Below are 16,458 nucleotides of genomic sequence, written 5' to 3'. Positions count from 1 at the left end.
CGATGCGCGGCGCGGTGCCGCGAACCGTACGGCAACGGCGCTGCCGGCCCCCACGTCGCTCTGACACGTACGGGGTACGGCAGCCGGCCGTGTCACGCCCCCACGCGGACCAGCCCGCTCTCGTGGGCGAAGATCACGGCCTGCACCCGGTCCCGCAGGTCCAGCTTGGCCAGGGTCCGGCCCAGGTGGGTCTTGACCGTCGTCTCGCCCAGGTGGAGCCGCCCGGCGATCTCCTGGTTGCTCAGACCGCGCGACGACCTGCACCCGCACCGGCCGCCAGCCGGGCCGTTCGCCGATCACCGGCGGTACGGCGACGAGGACGAGGACGGCGTCGGTCAGCCAGGGGGCGCAGCCGCCGGCGCGACAGGGACTCGATCAGACGAAGCACCGGTTCACGCCACGGCGGCGGAGGGCCGCCCGGCGTCGTTCCCCGGGCGTCACCCGGGTCCGACCACAGGACTACGCGAGCCGACCCGAAGGACCGTCCTGCCGGGTTCCGGACATGACGCGGGGCCACGAGGCGGTTGCCGAACATGGCCGCCGTGTCCCCCACCTTCCAGTTCCTCAGGCGCCCTCTCATGACCGGCGCGGTGGCCCCCAGCTCACGTCGGCCGGCCCGGGCCATGACCCGGCACATCGGCCTGGACGAAGCCAGGCTCGTCGTCGAACTCCGCCCCGGTAGCGGGGCGTTCACCGACGCCGTCCTCGAACTGCTGGCGCCGCGGGCCCGGCTCGTCGCCATCGAACTCAACCCCGTCCTGGCCGAGCGGCTCGCGGCCACCCGCCGGGACCCCCGGCTCACCGTGGTGCACGGTGCCGCCGCCGAACTCGCGGCGGCGGCGGGCGGTCCGGTCGACGCGGTGGTCTCGGGGCCGCCGTGGACGGTGATGCCACCGGCCGAGCGGCGGCGCACCCTGGACGCCGTCGTGCGTGCCCTCGCCCCGGGCGGCCGGTTCACCACCTTCGCCTATCCGCACGCGGCCTGGACCCCGCCCGGCCGCAGGCTCGCCGCCGGCCTCCGGGCGTGTTTCCGCACGGTGGAGCGCACTTCCGTGGTGTGGCCCAACGTGCCACCCGCCTTCGTGTACCGGGCGGTGTCGCCCAGGCGTTGATCAACCGCCCGCAAAGCCCTCGCACAAGCCCTGACGGCCTGTTACGTTCCGGGCGTCGCCGCGAGGCGGCGAGCGTTTCCGACGACAGTGGGGGGAAGCCACATGAGACGAAACAGCCGTACCCGTTCCAGACGCACGAGAGGGCTGCTCGCCGCGCTCGCGGTGTGCGCCGTCACGCTGGTCACCGGCGTACCGGCCGCACAGGCGGCCGAACCGGGTGAACCGTCCGACCTCACGGTCAAGCTGCCGACCGGCTCCTACTCGCGCATGCTGGTGGACCAGGCCCGCCGGCGGGTGTACGTGACCACGGGCGGGCTCACGGCGTCCGTCGGCGAAGTGCTGGTGTACGACTTCGACGGGCAGCTGCTCCAGACGGTCCGCACCGGCTCCACGGACGGCGCGAGTGCCATGATGCTCTCCGCGGACGGCGGCATCCTCTACGTGACCACGTCCAGTTACGTGCTGGTCTTCAACGCCGACACCTTCGCCTACGTGGGCGGCGGCTGGGTGAGCAACGACTTCTTCCGGGGACTGTGCCCCGGTGACATCGGGACCGCGGGCGGCCGGCTGTGGTTCACCAGGATGAGCAACCAGCACCTCCCCAAGGACTGCGCCACCGAGCCGCAGGCGCTGCACAGCGGCGGCCTCCTGGGCGGGGCCCACGATCAGGCGGGCGACTCGCTGGTGGACGCGAAATTCACCACCTCCCCGGGGCTCCCCGACAAGATCGTCGAGGCCTACGCGACCTACGGCACGCCCAAGCTGGTCGTCGGTGTCTACGACGCCTCGACGGCCGCCGCCAAGCAGCTGGCCCTGCGGACGTACACCGCCTCCACCGATCCGGCGGCTTGGCCCAAGGACATCGCGGTCAGTCCCGACGGTGCCCTGACGGCGGTGGCGGCCGGCGCGTCGGGCGTCAGGACACTGTCCACCGACGACCTCACCGACGCCGCGTCCGGTTACGGGCCGCTGCCCGCGGGCACCGACTCGACCGCGGTCGCCTTCAGCCCGGACGGCTCGCTCGTCGCCCGCGGGGGAGCGGTCGACGGCACCTCGGCCGACCTGCTGGTGCAGCAGGCCGATCCCACGCGGGGCGAGGTGCCGCGGGAGTACGCCTTCACGGACGCGGCGGCGGGCGGTGACCGGGTGGCCGAACGCGGTCTCGCCTTCAGCGCGGACGGTTCGCGGCTGTTCGCGATGACCACCGACGCCGCCGGGGACGCGTACTGGCTGCACATCATCTCCCACCCCGACGCGCGCTACCACTCCGCCTTCGACGGCCCGCTGACCGTGCAGCCCGGCACCCCCTTCGCGGGCCAGGCGGTACGGATCTCCGGCACCCTGCGCCGCAACGGTCCGGCGCCCGCCGACGCTGTGCGGGTGACCGCGGTACGCCATGACGCGGACGGCGACCACACGGTGCCGGCGGCGGCCGTCGGCCCGGACGGCGGCTTCACTCTGGAGGACGCTCCGGCCACCACCGGGAAGGCCACGTACACCGTCTCGTTCGCCGGTGACGCCGCGCACGATCCCGCCCCGGACGCCACGGTGACCGTGGACGTGGTCAAGGCGCCCACCGACCTGGCGATCGGGGCGCCCTCCGGGACGAGCACCTCGGGCGTCGTTCTGCACGGCACCCTGAGCACGGCCGGGGCGCCCCTGCCGGCCGGGACCGTCGTCGACGTCCAGCGGCTGACGAAGAAGGGCGCCGTCGACCTGCCGGCCGCCGCCGTCGGGCCCGACGGCGGCTTCACCGTGAACGACGTGCCGCCCGCCGCGGGCAGCACCCTCTACACGGTTTCCTATGCCGGTGACGCCCTGCACGAAGCCTCGGCCGACTGGGTGACGGTCCAGGTCACCGACTGAGCGGGCAGCCACGGGCACGTACGGCGGACACCGGGCCGGACCTGTCCCGGTGGCCGCCGCCACGCGGGCCGGACCGCCCGGCTCGACGCGAACCGGGCGGGGCGGACCTCAGCACCGTGTCTTGCGCGCGAAGAACCACCGGTTGCCCTCCAGCGCGTCGTTCGGTTCGGGGAGCGGGCCGCGCCCGTGGTGGCGGGTGAAGTCGAAGGGGGTGTGCACCTCCGTGGACCAGCCCCTGCCCTCCAGCCGGCCGGCGGAATCGGGCCGTGGTCCCGGGTCGAAGAGACGGAGCAGGTCGATGCCGATCTTCTGCCGCGTCGCCGTGTAGAGCGGGCTGTCGCGGTACTCCAGGAGGTCCTTCTCCAGCTTGACCTCAAAGGCCAGGGAGCTTCCCCGGGTGCTCAGCAGGTCCACCGAGTCCATGAGGTACGTCTCGGCGGCGCTCGGCAGGTAGAACAGCAGCCCTTCGGCCAGCCAGGCGCTCGGCGCGGCCGGGTCGAAGCCGGCGCCGGTCAGCGCTGTGACCCAGTCGGCGCGCAGATCGACCGCTACCGTCACGCGCGTCGCCCTCGGGGTGGCCGGCAGGTCCGCGAGCACCTTGTGCTTGAACTCCAGCACGCCTTCCCTGTCGATCTCGTAGATCACGCAGTCGGACGGCCAGTCCAACCGGAAGGCGCGCGTATCCAACCCCGCCCCGAACAACACCACTTGGCGGGCACCCTCGTGGGCCGACCGGAGGAGGAAGTCGTCGAGGACCCTCGTCCGCAGACCGAAGTAGCGAGCGAAGCGCCCCCACAGCGGGTCCGCGTCCCCGTCCGGGACCTGGCCTATGCGCACCGGCCAGTTCGCGGACGCCGGGGCGGCGCGCACGAAGTGCTCCGCGTAGACGTCCTGGGCGAGGCTGTCGTCGCGGTGGGTCTCGATGGCCCGTGCGGCGGCGACCAGCAGGGCGGTCACGCCCACGCCCCCGTCCACGCCTTCCACGCCGGTGTTTCGCGACGCCGTGCCGACCATGTTTCCTCCGTGTTGGCGAGAGTAGGGATCCTTCGGGCCGCATCGGCCGCTCCGCGGGGCTCCGCGCCCGGCTCAGCGGCTCGTGCCCTGCGGGATCAGGACGGGTTTGACCACGCGGCCCGCCTCGCAGTCGCGTTCGGCCTCGTTGATGCCGGCCAGCGGGTAGGTGCGGATCAGCTGGTCGAAGGGGAACCGTCCGGCCTGCCACAGTCCGATCAGCCGGGGGATCAGCAGCCCGGGGACCGCGTCGCCCTCGCAGATGTGCAAGATGCCGCGGCCCCTGTCCAGCGTGCCCGGTTCGAGGGCCAGCGCGGTGTGCAGCCGTGCCACGAGGCCGAGGCGGCCGGTGGGACGCAGCGCGCGGAGCGCGTCGTTGATCAGCTGGGGGGAGGCCGTGGTGTCCAGCGCGTACTGTGCGCCGCCGCCGGTCAGCCGCTGTACGCGCTCGGGCAGGCCGGCCGATGCGGCGTGCAGCGGGATCGCGCCGAACCGCTCGGCGAGGGCGAGGCGTTCGGGGTGGCGGTCGACGGCCACGGTCACCGCCCCGGCGGCGGTGGCCGCCATCACCGCGGCCAGGCCCACCGCTCCCGCCCCGTAGACCGCGAGGGTGTCGCCCGGGCCGGTGCCGAAGGAGTTCAGGACCGCTCCGGCGCCGGTCAGGAAGCCGCAGCCGAGCGGCCCGAGCAGTTCGACGGGCAGGGCGGGGTCGACCCGGACGGCGTTGCGGGCCGGGACGAGCGCGTACCCGGCGAACGACGACTGGCCGAACCACCGGGGTGCCAGTGCTCCCCCGGCCGCGTCGGTGAACCGGGTCGTCTTCTCCTCGCGCCCGCCGAAGAGGTTGAGGGAGGCGAAGGAGTCGCAGTAGGCGGGGGCCGCGCCCCGGCAGTTGCGGCAGTGGCCGCAGGAGTCGAAGCCGAGGACGACATGGTCGCCGGCGCTCAGTGCGGTGACCGCGCCGCCGGTGCGCACCACGACACCGGCGCCTTCGTGGCCCAGTACCGCCGGCAGCGGGCTGCGGCCCGCCGAACGCCGGACCGCCAGATCGGTCCGGCACATCCCGCAGCCCGCGATCCTGACCAGGATCTCGCCGTCGCCCGGCTCCTCGTGCAGGATCACCTCCTCGACCGCGAACCGGCCCTCGTACGTGCGCAGTACGGCCGCGTCGAACCTCATCCCCGGTCCTTTCGCGGGCGGTGCACGACGAACGGCCGGAGGTTCCCGTACAGGCCCCATGGTCCGCCCGCGACACCGACACCGCTGTCCTTGGCGCCCGCGAAGGGCTGGGCGAGGGAGAGTTCGGCGTGGTGGTTGATCCAGGCGGTCCCGCACTCCAGCCGGTCGGCCACCGCCTCGGCACGGTCGAGGTCGGTCCCCCAGACCGATCCGCCGAGCCCGAAGCCGGTGCCGTTGGCCGCCTCGACGGCCTCGTCCAGGCTCCGGTACGCCAGCACCGGCAGGACGGGGCCGAACTGCTCCCCGGTCACCACCGCACTGGTGGGCGGGGCGCCGGCGAGGATCGTCGGGGCGAAGAAGTAGCCCGGCCGGTCCAGCCGGTGGCCGCCCGCCACGGCGCGGGCGCCGTCCGCCAGGGCCTGTGCGGTGCAGCGTTCGACGCGGGCCAGCTGGGGTGCGTTGTTGACTGGTCCCAGCCGCGAGTCCGGGTCGAGGCCGGGGCCGACGACGACGGTCCTGGCGCGCTGGGCGAGGGCTTCGGCCACCTCCGCGCAGAGCCGGGCCGGGGCGTAGACGCGTTTGACCGCCATGCAGACCTGTCCGCAGTTGCGGAAGGCGGCCCAGAACAGCCGGTCCGCGATCCGCTCCACCTCCACGTCCTCCAGCAGGATCGCCGCGTCGTTGCCGCCCAGTTCCAGAGTGACCCGGGCGAGCGAGGCCGCCGCGCCCTCGGCGACGGCCCGCCCGGTGGCGACCGAACCGGTGAAGGTGACGTGGCGCACGCCCGGGTGGGACGCGAGGCGGGCGCCCAGCGGTTCACGACCGGTGATGACGGTCAGTACGTTCTCGGGCAGGGCGGCGGCGAGGACGGAGCCCAGCAGCCGGGTGGCCAGGGGTGTGAACGGGGAGGGTTTGAGCACCATCGTGTTGCCCGCGGCGAGCGCGGGGGCGAACTTCGCCGCGGCGAGCTGGAGCGGAAAGTTCCACGGCACGATCGCGGCGACGGGCCCGAGCGGGCGCCAGCGGATCTCGCTGTGCACGGGCCGGCCGTCGGCGATCGACTGCGGTACGGGGGTCAGTTCGGCGAAGTAGCGCAGCCGGGCCGCCGTGCGGTCGATCTCCGCGAACGACTCGGCCAGGGGCTTTCCCTGTTCCCGGGTGAGCAGGGGGGCGAGGGCGTCGCCGGCCGCTTCCACGGCGTCGGCCGCGGCGTGCAGCGCGGTGGTACGGGCCACGGGGTCGGCACGCCAGTCCTGCCAGGCCCGGTGAGCCCGGCCGACGACGGCGTCCAACTCGTCCGGTCGCTGGTCGGGGACGTCGTCGAAGGCCTCGCCGGTGGCCGGGTCGACGACGGTGAAGCGCTCGCCGCGGGGTCCGGGAAGGTGGTCGGGTCGTGAGGTCGCCATGCCGGCGGTCAGCTCGCGGCGGCGACGGCCGCCGCGTGCTCCCGGGCCTGCCGGTCCATCTCCGCCCGGAAGGCGGCCACCAGGTGCGGCTGGATCCTTCCGGCGTTGCGGTCGCCGCCCTCGCAGACCGCTCCGCGCACCCCCACGATGTCCGTGCCGATGCGGGTCAGCGGGCCGAGGTCCGCCTGCTTGACACTGCCCGCGAGGGCGGCGAGCAGACCGGCGTCGTGGGCCAGCCGGACGAACTCGGCGCAGACGTCCGGCGGGACGTGGTCGAACAGCCGGGTCCCGTCCTTGATCGCGGTGTCCAGCATGGCCGCGTCGGCGCCGGAGCGCCGTGCGATGTCGGGCAGGGCGAGGGGGTTGACGCAGCCGATCCGGTGGGCGTCGGCGTAGCCCGAGGCGACGACGAGTGCGTCGGGCCGGTGGTCCTTCACCGCCCGCACCACCGCGCGCATGACCTCCACGCCCTGCTCGGGCGTGGTGCATCCGTAGAGGCCGACCTTGATGTACGTGGCGCCCGAGACGACCGCGCCGAGCGCCGCCTGGGCCACCGTGCCGGGCTTGTACGGTACGTCGCCGACGGTGGCGGAGACCGGTTTGTCCGCCGGGACGGCGTCGCGGATCTCTCTGATGACCCACGGGAAGTTGGCGCCGAGCGAGCCCTCGTCGGGCTTCTTGACGTCGACGATGTCTAGGTGTTCCGCCGCCTTCGCGCAGTCGAGGGCTTCCTCGACGCCGTCCGGGGAGATGAGAAGCAACACCGTGGGCTCCTTCCGCCGCAGGCCCGCCTGCCCTCGGGGCAGGGGGTGCGGGTACGCCGGGTTCTCGTGCGGTGTGCTCATCATTTCCGGCGCCCGTGGGCACCGGTAGGGCGTGCGGAGTCCTCGCGGGGCGCTCCGACCCGCCCGCGGTGCGCCGCGCGCACCGGCCGGAACCAGCCATGCGGGTCGGACCGACCACGTACCGAGAGATGTGAGTTGCGCCCGGCCAGGGCCTGCGGGGCGGTGACCTTGACGCGGGTCTTGAGCCACTTGATCCGGGTGAGGGTCCCCTGTGGACAGAGGCGACCTCGTCGAGCAGGCCGGGATCGCGTACGGCTCGGGCGCCCCGGCCGGGCCGGCTGCCGTGGACGCCGGCCGACTGGTCCGTCGGACAGCGCTGCCGCTCGTCTACTCCTCGTCAGGGGCCGTGCGGGCTTGGTCGAGAGGGGCGCCGGGGGTTCGTACGCCGGGGGTGTCGCGGGCGAGGCGGGAGCGGAGGGTGTGGGCGAAGTCCTCGGCGCGGGCGAGCTGGGTGCGCAGGGTGTCGATCTGCTCGGCGGCGGCCTGCTCGTAGTGGCGGACCCTGGCCAGCAGGGCCTGCCGCTCCTCGCCCTGGGGGGCGGGGTCGGCGTCGAGGCGGTCGGTGGCGTCCAGCAGGTCGCGCATCTGGTCCAGGCTGAAGCCGAGCGGCTTCATGCGGCGGATCACCATGAGGCGGGCGACGTCGGTCTCGGTGTAGAGGCGGAAGCCGCCCTGGGAGCGGGCCGAGGGGATGACGAGTCCGGTCTCCTCGTAGTGGCGGATCGTGCGCAGGGACAGTTCAGTGCGCGCGGCGACCTCGCCGATCTGCATGTAGCTGCCGTCCACGTCCGTCTCCAGTCCTTCTCTTCGGGCAGGTGCCCTGCCTCTCCTCTCCACCCGTCTCTACTCTAACGTTAGGGTAGAGTCATGGGGCGGACGGGATGCCTCCGGCAGGTGCATGCCCATCTTGACGCACGGCGCGTGAGCCGCGCCGCACCGGGTCGCCGGCCCCCGGTCCTCTTCCCCGGCTCCCCGAAGACTCACGGTCCGCTTCCGAGCGGGCCGACCACGGCTTGCCGACCGGCACTCCGTGTCCGTACGTCCGCGCCCCCTCGTACGAGTGCGCCCGAACACGACAGGTGGAACGCCCTTGCCTTCCCCCGTGCCCTCCTCCCGCCCCGCCCCCGCGGGCATCCTGCGCGGATCTCTCCTGCGGGGGCCCGGTCGCCCGTCCTGGCCGGCTCCGAAGGTGCTGCGCACCGAAGCGCTGGCGGGGCTGGTCGTCGGTCTCGCCCTGATCCCGGAGGCGATCTCCTTCTCGGTCATCGCCGGCGTCGACCCGAAGGTCGGCCTCTACGCGGCCTGCACCATGGCCATGGTGATCGCCTTCGCCGGCGGCAGGCCCGCCATGATCTCCGCCGCGACCGGCGCGGTCGCCCTCGTCGTCGCCCCCGTCGTCCGGGCGCACGGACTCGGGTATCTGATCGCCACCGTCATCCTCGCCGGAGTCTTCCAGGCGATCCTCGGCGCGCTGGGCGTGGCCAAGCTGATGCGGTTCGTGCCGCGCAGCGTGATGGTGGGCTTCGTGAACGCGCTGGGCATCCTGCTGTTCACCGCCCAGATCCCCAATCTGAGGGACGTGCCCTGGGCGGTCTATCCGCTGGTCGCCGCCGGGCTCGCCCTGATGGTGCTGTTCCCGAGGCTGACCAAGGCGGTTCCGGCGCCGCTGGTGGCCATCGCGATCCTCACCGCGATCACCGTCGCCGCCGGGATCGCCGTGCCGACCGTCGGCGACCAGGGCACCCTCCCCTCCGCACTGCCGGTCCCCGGTCTCCCGGACGTCCCGTTCACCCTGCACACGCTGGCCGTGATCGCCCCGTACGCCTTCGCCATGGCGCTGGTGGGGCTCATGGAGTCGATGATGACCGCGAAGCTGGTCGACGACCTCACGGACACCCCCTCCGGCAAGACCCGCGAAGCGGTCGGTCAGGGCATCGCCAACATCGTCACCGGCATCTTCGGCGGCATGGGCGGCTGCGGCATGATCGGCCAGACCATGATCAACGTCAAGAGCGGCGCCCGCACCCGGCTCTCCACCTTCCTCGCCGGGTTCTTCCTGCTCGTCCTGTGCATCGCCCTCGGCCCGATCGTCTCCACGATCCCCATGGCCGCCCTCGTCGCCGTGATGGTCCTGGTCTCCGTCGGAACCTTCGACTGGCACTCGATCAAGCCGGCCACCCTCAGGCGGATGCCGGTCGGCGAGACCGCCGTCATGGTCGTCACCGTCATCGTCGTCGTCGCCACCGGCAACCTGTCCATCGGCGTCGTCGTCGGCTCCCTCACCGCCATGGTCGTCTTCGCCCGGCGGGTCGCCCGCTTCACCCAGGTCACCTCGGTCACCGACCCGGACGGCACCCAGGTCGTCCACACGGTGACCGGCCAGCTCTTCTTCGCCTCCTCCAACGACCTGGTCACACAGTTCGACTACACCGGTGACCCCGGGAAGGTCGTCATCGACCTCACCGGCACCCACGTCTGGGACGCCTCCTCCGTCGCCGCCCTCGACGCCATCGAGACGAAGTACGCCCAGCGCGGCAAGAGCGTCGAGATCATCGGCCTGAACGACTCCAGCGCACACCTGCACGGCAGGCTCAGCGGGGAACTCGCCGGCAAGCATTGACGGGCGGGGCGGCGGCACGGCGTCGCTCGGTGCCGGGCGGGCGCGGGCGGCGCGGCCGGTACCCGCCGTGGCGCCGTGCGGAACTCGGGGCAGCCCGGAGTGGGCGGGAAGCGGCCGCAGTGGCGTGCGGGCACGGGACAGCCCGGCGTGCGCGGAGTGCGGCCGCAGTGGCGTGCAGGCACGGGACAGCCCGGAGTGGGCCCGGGTGCGGGTTCGGACGGTGCCGCGTCCCGCCCTCGCGCGCGTCGAGATCGGCCCGGTGTGCGCCCCCCGGCTCCTCGCCTCCGCACCCGCCTCGGCCCCCGGGTGCTCTCCGCCCTCCCGGCCCCCCACCTGCTCCGTCTTCCCGCTCCGCCGTCCGCCGCCCTCCTTTCGCCGACGACCCTTGACCGTCCGTCCGGCGGCGGTGTAAACATGCCGCCACCGGATGTTTACGTAAACATGTCGCCTGTCCGGCGGCATGGTCGACCACTCCCCCGGCCCGGGACGCGTGCGTGAACTCTGGCTCCACTTGGGCGAAGCACGAGCGAGGGACGCGAGATGACCACGCTGCAGGCGCCGGCGACCGCAGGGGTCCGCCCGGCCGGACCACCCCTACGGCGGGCGCGCCGCGCCTGGACGGGATGGGGGTTCATCGGCCCCTTCGTGCTGGTCTTCGCACTGGTCTTCCTGGCGCCCCTGGGTTACTCCCTCTACCTGAGCCTCTTCCGGACCCAACTCATCGGCGGCACCCGGTTCGTGGGGCTCGACAACTACCAGCAGGCCCTCCAGGACGGCCAGTTCTGGGAGGGCGTCGCCCGCGTCGGCCTGTTCCTGCTCGTCCAGGTGCCGATCATGCTGGGTATCGCCCTGTTCGTCGCGCTCGCCATCGACAGCGGCCGCCTCTACGGCAAGGACTTCTTCCGGATATCGGTGTTCCTGCCGTACGCGGTGCCCGCCGTCGTCGCGACCCTGATGTGGGGCTTCATGTACGGGCCGCGTTTCGGCCTGGTCGGTGACATCGGCGACGCGCTCGGCACGCACCTGCCCGACCCGCTCTCCTCCGGCCTGGTCCTGGCGTCGATCGGCAACATCGTCACCTGGGAGTTCGTGGGCTACAACATGCTCATCTTCTACTCCGCGCTGCGCGTGATCCCGCACTCGCTGTACGAAGCAGCTCAGATCGACGGCGCCGGTCAGTGGCGGGTCATCACGGCGATCAAGCTCCCGGCGATCCGCGGCGCCCTGGTCATCGCCACGATCTTCTCGATCATCGGCAGCTTCCAGCTCTTCAACGAGCCCGCCATCCTCCAGAAGCTCGCACCCAACGCGATCACCACCGACTACACCCCCAACTACTACACGTACTCGCTGTCCTTCTCGGGCCAGCAGCACAACTACTCGGCGACGGTCGCCATCGTCATGGGCGTGCTCACCATGATCGTCGCCTACGTCGTCCAGCTGCGCGGCATGCGCAAGGGAGCGTGAGCCCGATGACGAGCAGCACCACCGGCGCCCCGCGCACCGCCGCCGCGCCCCGGCCCGCGACCGCACCGCGCCTGCGGACACCGGCCCGGCGCCCGCACACCCCGGGCCGCCCGAAGCGCAGCGTCCCGCTGACCCTGCTCACCGGCGTCGTCCTGGTCTACAGCCTGCTGCCGCTGCTGTGGCTGGTGATCAGCGCCACGAAGTCCCAGGCAGGGCTGGCCCGTTCCTTCGGGCTCTGGTTCGACCACGACTTCGCCCTGTGGGACAACGTCCGCGAGACGTTCACGTACCAGGACGGCGTCTTCGGCCGCTGGCTGCTGAACACCCTGCTGTACGTGGTGCTGGGCGCGGGGGGCGCCACGTTCCTCGCCGTCCTCGGCGGCTACGCCCTCGCCAAGTTCGACTTCCCCGGCAGGCGCGGTGTGTTCGCCGTCGTCATCGGCGCGGTCGCCGTGCCCACCACGGCCCTCGCCGTCCCGACCTTCCTGATGTTCAGCAAGATGGGCCTGACCGACACCCCGTGGGCCGTCGTCCTCCCCTCACTGATCTCGCCGTTCGGCCTCTACCTGATGTGGGTGTTCGCGGCCGAGGCGATCCCCACGGAGCTGATGGAGGCCGCCCGCATCGACGGCGCGGGCGAGCTGCGCACCTTCTTCCGGGTCGCCCTGCCGCTGCTCGCCCCCGGCACGGTGACGGTGCTGCTGTTCACCACGGTCGCCACCTGGAACAACTACTTCCTGCCGCTGATCATGCTGAAGGACCCCGACTGGTACCCGCTCACCCTCGGCCTCGACGCCTGGAACAAGCAGGCGGCCACGGCCGGCGGCGAGGCGGTGTTCAACCTGGTCGTCACCGGCTCGCTGCTCACCATCGTGCCGCTGATCGCCGCCTTCCTGCTGCTCCAGAAGTACTGGCAGTCCGGTCTCGCCGCCGGAAGCGTCAAGGAGTAGCAGCCGGGCGCGAGCGTCCTCCCCGCCCCCGTCGCCGCCCGCCCTCGTCGGCCTCTCCCCCGCCCGTCCTGTCGAACCACGTCGAAGTGGAAGTACCGTCATGCCCAAGCACTCCCGCCGCCTGCTGCGCGGCCTCGGTCTCGTCACCGTTCTCGCCCTCGGGACGACCGCCTGCGGTTCCGGCGGCGAGGACTCCGGCCAGAAGCAGGTGGGCGCCGCCGACATCCAGGCCGCCCTGAAGAAGGGCGGCACCGTCACCGTCTGGGCCTGGGAGCCCACCTTGAAGCAGGTGGCCGCCGACTTCGAGAAGAAGTACCCGAAGGTCCACGTCAAGCTCGTCAACGCCGGTACCAACAACGACGAGTACAAGGCCCTGCAGAACGCCATCTCGGCGAAGAAGGGCGTCCCGGACGTCGCGCAGATCGAGTACTACGCGCTCGGCCAGTACGCGCTGACGAAGTCGGTCGCCGACCTCGGGCCCTACGGCGCCGGCAAGCTGGAGGGGTCCTACTCGCCGGGCCCGTGGAACGCGGTGAAGTCCGGTGACGGCATCTACGGTCTGCCGATGGACTCCGGGCCGATGGCTCTGTTCTACAACAAGAAGGTCTTCGACAAGTACAAGATCGCCGTGCCGGCGACATGGGACGAGTACGTGGAAGCGGCCCGCAAGCTGCACAAGGCGGACCCGAAGGCCTACATCACCAGTGACATCGGCGACGCCGGACTGACCACCAGCCTGCTGTGGCAGGCCGGCTCCCACCCGTACAAGGTCGACGGCACGAAGGTCGGCATCGACTTCACCGACGCCGGGGCGAAGAAGTACACCGCCACCTGGCAGAAGCTCCTCGACGAAAAGCTCGTCTCGCCCATCGCGGGCTGGAGCGACGACTGGTACAAGGGCCTGGGCGACGGCACCATCGCCACCCTGCCGATCGGTGCGTGGATGCCCGCCAACTTCGCCTCGGGCGTGAAGAACGCCGCCGGTGACTGGCGCGTGGCGCCGCTGCCGCAGTGGACGGCGGGCGCGCACACCTCCGCCGAGAACGGCGGCAGCTCGCTCGCCCTTCCCGAACTCGGCAGGAACAAGGAACTCGCCTACGCCTTCGTCGAGTACGCCGACTCCGGGGACGGCGTGGCGACCCGCATCAAGAACGGCGCGTTCCCGGCCACCGTGAAGGACCTGAACTCCCAGGAGTTCCAGAACACTCCCTTCCCGTACTTCGGCGGGCAGCAGGCCAACAAGATCTTCGCCGACTCCGCGAAGTCCGTACCGGCCGGCTGGAAGTACCTGCCCTACCAGGTGTACGCCAACTCGATCTTCAACGACACCGTCGGCAAGGCGTACGTCTCCGGCACGAAGCTCTCCGAGGGCCTGAAGTCCTGGCAGGACAAGTCCCTCGCGTACGGCAAGGAGCAGGGGTTCACCGTCGAGCAGTGACACCTCGCGTACCGAACTCTTCTCCTCCCCTGCGACACCGGCCCTGGAAAGGACCTGTATGACCTCCCCCCGCCCCCCTCGTTTCCCCTACCCGGTGGGCCCCGACGGCTCCCGGCGGCTCGTCTACGGCGCGGACTACAACCCCGAGCAGTGGCCGCGGGAGGTGTGGGAGGAGGACGTCCGGCTGATGCGCGAAGCCGGCGTCAACGTCGTCTCGCTGGCGATCTTCTCCTGGGCCCGTCTGCAACCCACCGCCGACAGCTGGGACTTCACCTGGCTCGACGAGGTGATGGACCTGCTGCACGCCGCCGGTGTCGGCGTCGACCTGGCCACCGCCACCGCGTCCCCGCCGCCGTGGCTCACCACCGCGCACCCGGAGATCCTTCCGGTGACCGCCACCGGCGAGACGCTGTGGCCGGGCGCGCGGCAGCACTGGCGGCCCACTTCGCCCGTCTTCCGCACCCACGCGCTGCGGCTGGTGCGCGCACTGGCGACGCGCTACGCGGACCACCCGGCGCTGGTCGCCTGGCACATCAACAACGAGCTGGGCTGCCACAACGTCTACGACCACTCCGACGACGCGGCCCGCGCCTTCCGCGACTGGCTGCGCCGCCGCTACACCTCGCTCGACGCCCTCAACCAAGCCTGGGGAACGGCGTTCTGGTCGCAGCACTACAGCGCCTGGGACCAGATCCTGCCCCCACGCCTGGCCGCCTCCCACCCCAACCCCACCCAGCAGCTGGACTTCAAGCGCTTCTCCTCCGACGCGTTGAAGGACCACCTGCTCGCCGAGCGCGAGGTCCTGCGCGAACTCACCCCGCACACGCCCGTCACCACCAACTTCATGGTGATGAGCGGCATCAAGGGCATGAACTACGCCGACTGGGCGCAGGCGGTGGACTTCGTCTCCAACGACCACTACGTCGTCCCCGGGCCGCAGGACCGCGACGAGCTGTCCTTCTGCGCCAACCTCACCAGCGGCATCGCGGGCCACCGGCCCTGGTTCCTGATGGAACACTCCACCGGCGCCGTCAACTGGCAACCCGTCAACGTGCCCAAGCGGCCCGGGGAGCTGGCCCGCGACTCGCTGCTGCACGTCGCCCACGGCGCGGACGCGGTCTGCTTCTTCCAGTGGCGTCAGTCCGCGGCCGGCGCGGAGAAGTACCACTCCGCGATGGTGCCGCACGCCGGCGCCGACAGCGACGTCTTCCGCGACGTCGTCGGCCTGGGCGGCACCCTGCGGTCCCTGGCCGCGGTCGGCGGCACCGAGCGGGAGAAGGCGCGCGTGGCGATCCTGTTCGACTGGGACTCGCGGTGGGCGGCCGAGCAGGACTCCCACCCGACCGCCCTGCTCGACTACCACCGTGAGGCCCTCGACTGGTACTCGGCACTGCTGCGCCTCGGTGTCCGGGCCGACGTCGTCCCCGTCCCGCAGAGCGACTTCTCCGCCTACGACGTCGTGATCGCGCCCGTCCTGCACATGGTGCCGCAGACCCTCGCCAAGGAACTCACCCGGTACGTCGAGGGCGGTGGCCACCTCGTCACCACGTACTTCTCGGGCGTGGTCGACGAGAACGACCACGTCTGGCTGGGCGGCTACCCCGGCGTGCTGCGGGAGTTGCTGGGGATCCGCATCGAGGAGTTCGGCCCGCTGCCCGAGGGTGACAGCGTCGAACTCGATCTCGACGGCGCCCCGGCCGGCACGTTGTGGACCGACCGGATCTCCCTCACCGACGGCGACACGGAGGTGCTGGCGCGCTATCGCACCGGCGCCTACGCCACCCGTCCCGCGGTCACCCGCCGCACGGCGGGCCACGGCTCGGCCGCCTACGTGTCGACGCGACTCGGCGCCCAGGGCCTCGCCGGGCTGCTGCCCGCGCTCCTCGCCCCGGCCGGGGTGAGCAGCGAACTGCCCGAGCACGCGCGGGGCGTGGTCGAGCAGGCCGTACGCCGTGACGCGGACAACCGCTACGTGTTCCTGGTCAACCGCGGTGACGAGGCCGTCGCGCTGCCCGGCGTGAGCGGCGAAGTACTCACCGGTCGCACCGACGGCGGCGTGCTCGCCCTGCCCCCGTACGGGGTGGCGGTGCTGCGCCAGGCGGCGCGGCCGGGCGGCCCGGTGCCGGCACACATGTGATCAGAGGGGCTTGAGCCGGGTGTGCAGAAGGCAGAACTCGTTGCCTTCCGGGTCGCACAGGACGTGCCAGTTCTCGGTGCCGGTCTGGCCGACGTCGGCGGGTCTGGCGCCGAGAGCGAGCAGCCGCTCCAGCTCGGCCTCCTGGTCGCGGTCGGTGGCGTTGACGTCCAGGTGCAGCCGAAGCTTCTCGGGCCGCGGGTCGCTGCTGGGGCTCAGGACCAGGACGGGCAGCGGGCCCCCGAAACCGGTGCCCGGCGGCCCGATCTCGATGCTGCCGTCGTCCTCCCGGCCGAGTTCGACATAACCGAGGACGTCGCTCCAGAAGGCGGCGAGCCGTTCTGGGTCGGCGCAGTCGATGACCAGCTCACTGATGCGGCATGCCATGCCGGTGAGTGTACGTCGACGCCCTGGGCGCGCGGCGGGTGCG

The 16,458-nt window shown here is 72.1% G+C and carries 13 protein-coding genes and 1 pseudogene; 7 read left to right on the top strand and 7 right to left on the bottom strand.

Annotation, left to right across the window (positions count from 1 at the left end; genetic code table 11):
- Positions 1-92: 92 nt before the first annotated feature.
- Positions 93-254, bottom strand: a pseudogene (locus tag AB0G56_RS19115) (LuxR C-terminal-related transcriptional regulator); the annotation flags it as partial.
- Positions 255-533: 279 nt separating this feature from the next.
- Between AB0G56_RS19115 and AB0G56_RS19110 the strand changes: the two are divergent.
- Both AB0G56_RS19110 and AB0G56_RS19105 read left to right on the top strand, forming a co-directional pair.
- Positions 534-1,112, top strand: coding sequence for a methyltransferase domain-containing protein (locus AB0G56_RS19110; RefSeq protein ID WP_360970582.1), 579 nt, complete (start codon positions 534-536; stop codon positions 1,110-1,112).
- Between the two features lie 102 nt (positions 1,113-1,214).
- The gene (locus AB0G56_RS19105; RefSeq protein WP_360970580.1) at positions 1,215-2,978 is read left to right on the top strand and encodes an Ig-like domain repeat protein; all 1,764 of its coding nucleotides are present in this window, start codon (positions 1,215-1,217) and stop codon (positions 2,976-2,978) included.
- 108 nt (positions 2,979-3,086) lie between these two features.
- Here AB0G56_RS19105 and AB0G56_RS19100 read toward each other — a convergent pair whose 3' ends face one another.
- The 5 genes from AB0G56_RS19100 to AB0G56_RS19080 form a co-directional block, all read right to left on the bottom strand.
- Positions 3,087-3,992 carry a class I SAM-dependent methyltransferase gene (locus AB0G56_RS19100; protein WP_360970578.1) on the bottom strand — a complete coding sequence of 302 codons (906 nt, stop codon included), beginning with the start codon at positions 3,990-3,992 and terminating at the stop codon, positions 3,087-3,089.
- Positions 3,993-4,064: 72 nt separating this feature from the next.
- The gene (locus AB0G56_RS19095; protein ID WP_360970576.1) at positions 4,065-5,168 is read right to left on the bottom strand and encodes an NAD(P)-dependent alcohol dehydrogenase; all 1,104 of its coding nucleotides are present in this window, start codon (positions 5,166-5,168) and stop codon (positions 4,065-4,067) included.
- Positions 5,165-6,574 (bottom strand): aldehyde dehydrogenase family protein, encoded by a 1,410-nt coding sequence (locus AB0G56_RS19090; protein WP_360970574.1) that lies wholly within the window; start codon positions 6,572-6,574, stop codon positions 5,165-5,167. Before AB0G56_RS19090 ends, AB0G56_RS19095 begins: the two co-directional genes overlap by 4 nt.
- Before the next feature lie 8 nt (positions 6,575-6,582).
- A complete protein-coding gene (locus AB0G56_RS19085) occupies positions 6,583-7,338 on the bottom strand; it encodes a (5-formylfuran-3-yl)methyl phosphate synthase (RefSeq protein WP_360970572.1) in 756 nt (251 codons plus the stop codon).
- A gap of 408 nt (positions 7,339-7,746) precedes the next feature.
- Positions 7,747-8,205: a MerR family transcriptional regulator gene (locus AB0G56_RS19080; protein ID WP_360970570.1), complete on the bottom strand. Its 459-nt coding sequence runs from the start codon at positions 8,203-8,205 to the stop codon at positions 7,747-7,749.
- A 346-nt stretch (positions 8,206-8,551) separates the two neighbouring features.
- Here AB0G56_RS19080 and AB0G56_RS19075 point away from each other — a divergent pair, with 346 nt between their 5' ends.
- The 5 genes from AB0G56_RS19075 (at position 8,552) to AB0G56_RS19055 (ending at position 16,031) form a co-directional block, all read left to right on the top strand.
- Positions 8,552-10,039, top strand: coding sequence for a SulP family inorganic anion transporter (locus tag AB0G56_RS19075; RefSeq protein WP_360970879.1), 1,488 nt, complete (start codon positions 8,552-8,554; stop codon positions 10,037-10,039).
- Positions 10,040-10,579: 540 nt separating this feature from the next.
- A complete protein-coding gene (locus tag AB0G56_RS19070) occupies positions 10,580-11,506 on the top strand; it encodes a sugar ABC transporter permease (protein WP_360970568.1) in 927 nt (308 codons plus the stop codon).
- A gap of 5 nt (positions 11,507-11,511) precedes the next feature.
- On the top strand, positions 11,512-12,456 hold the full coding sequence (locus AB0G56_RS19065; protein ID WP_360970567.1) for a carbohydrate ABC transporter permease: 945 nt from the start codon (positions 11,512-11,514) through the stop codon (positions 12,454-12,456).
- 100 nt (positions 12,457-12,556) lie between these two features.
- On the top strand, positions 12,557-13,894 hold the full coding sequence (locus AB0G56_RS19060; protein WP_360970565.1) for a sugar ABC transporter substrate-binding protein: 1,338 nt from the start codon (positions 12,557-12,559) through the stop codon (positions 13,892-13,894).
- Between the two features lie 58 nt (positions 13,895-13,952).
- Positions 13,953-16,031: a beta-galactosidase gene (locus AB0G56_RS19055; protein ID WP_360970563.1), complete on the top strand. Its 2,079-nt coding sequence runs from the start codon at positions 13,953-13,955 to the stop codon at positions 16,029-16,031.
- Here AB0G56_RS19055 and AB0G56_RS19050 read toward each other — a convergent pair whose 3' ends face one another.
- Positions 16,032-16,415 (bottom strand): VOC family protein, encoded by a 384-nt coding sequence (locus AB0G56_RS19050; RefSeq protein WP_360970561.1) that lies wholly within the window; start codon positions 16,413-16,415, stop codon positions 16,032-16,034.
- Positions 16,416-16,458 lie beyond the last annotated feature (43 nt).

Origin of the sequence: Streptomyces sp. NPDC021356 (assembly GCF_040641015.1) — a bacterium.
Lineage (GTDB): Bacteria > Actinomycetota > Actinomycetes > Streptomycetales > Streptomycetaceae > Streptomyces.
The sequence above is the reverse complement of the archived record's forward strand: the minus strand, read 5'-3'. Positions and strand labels throughout refer to the sequence as shown.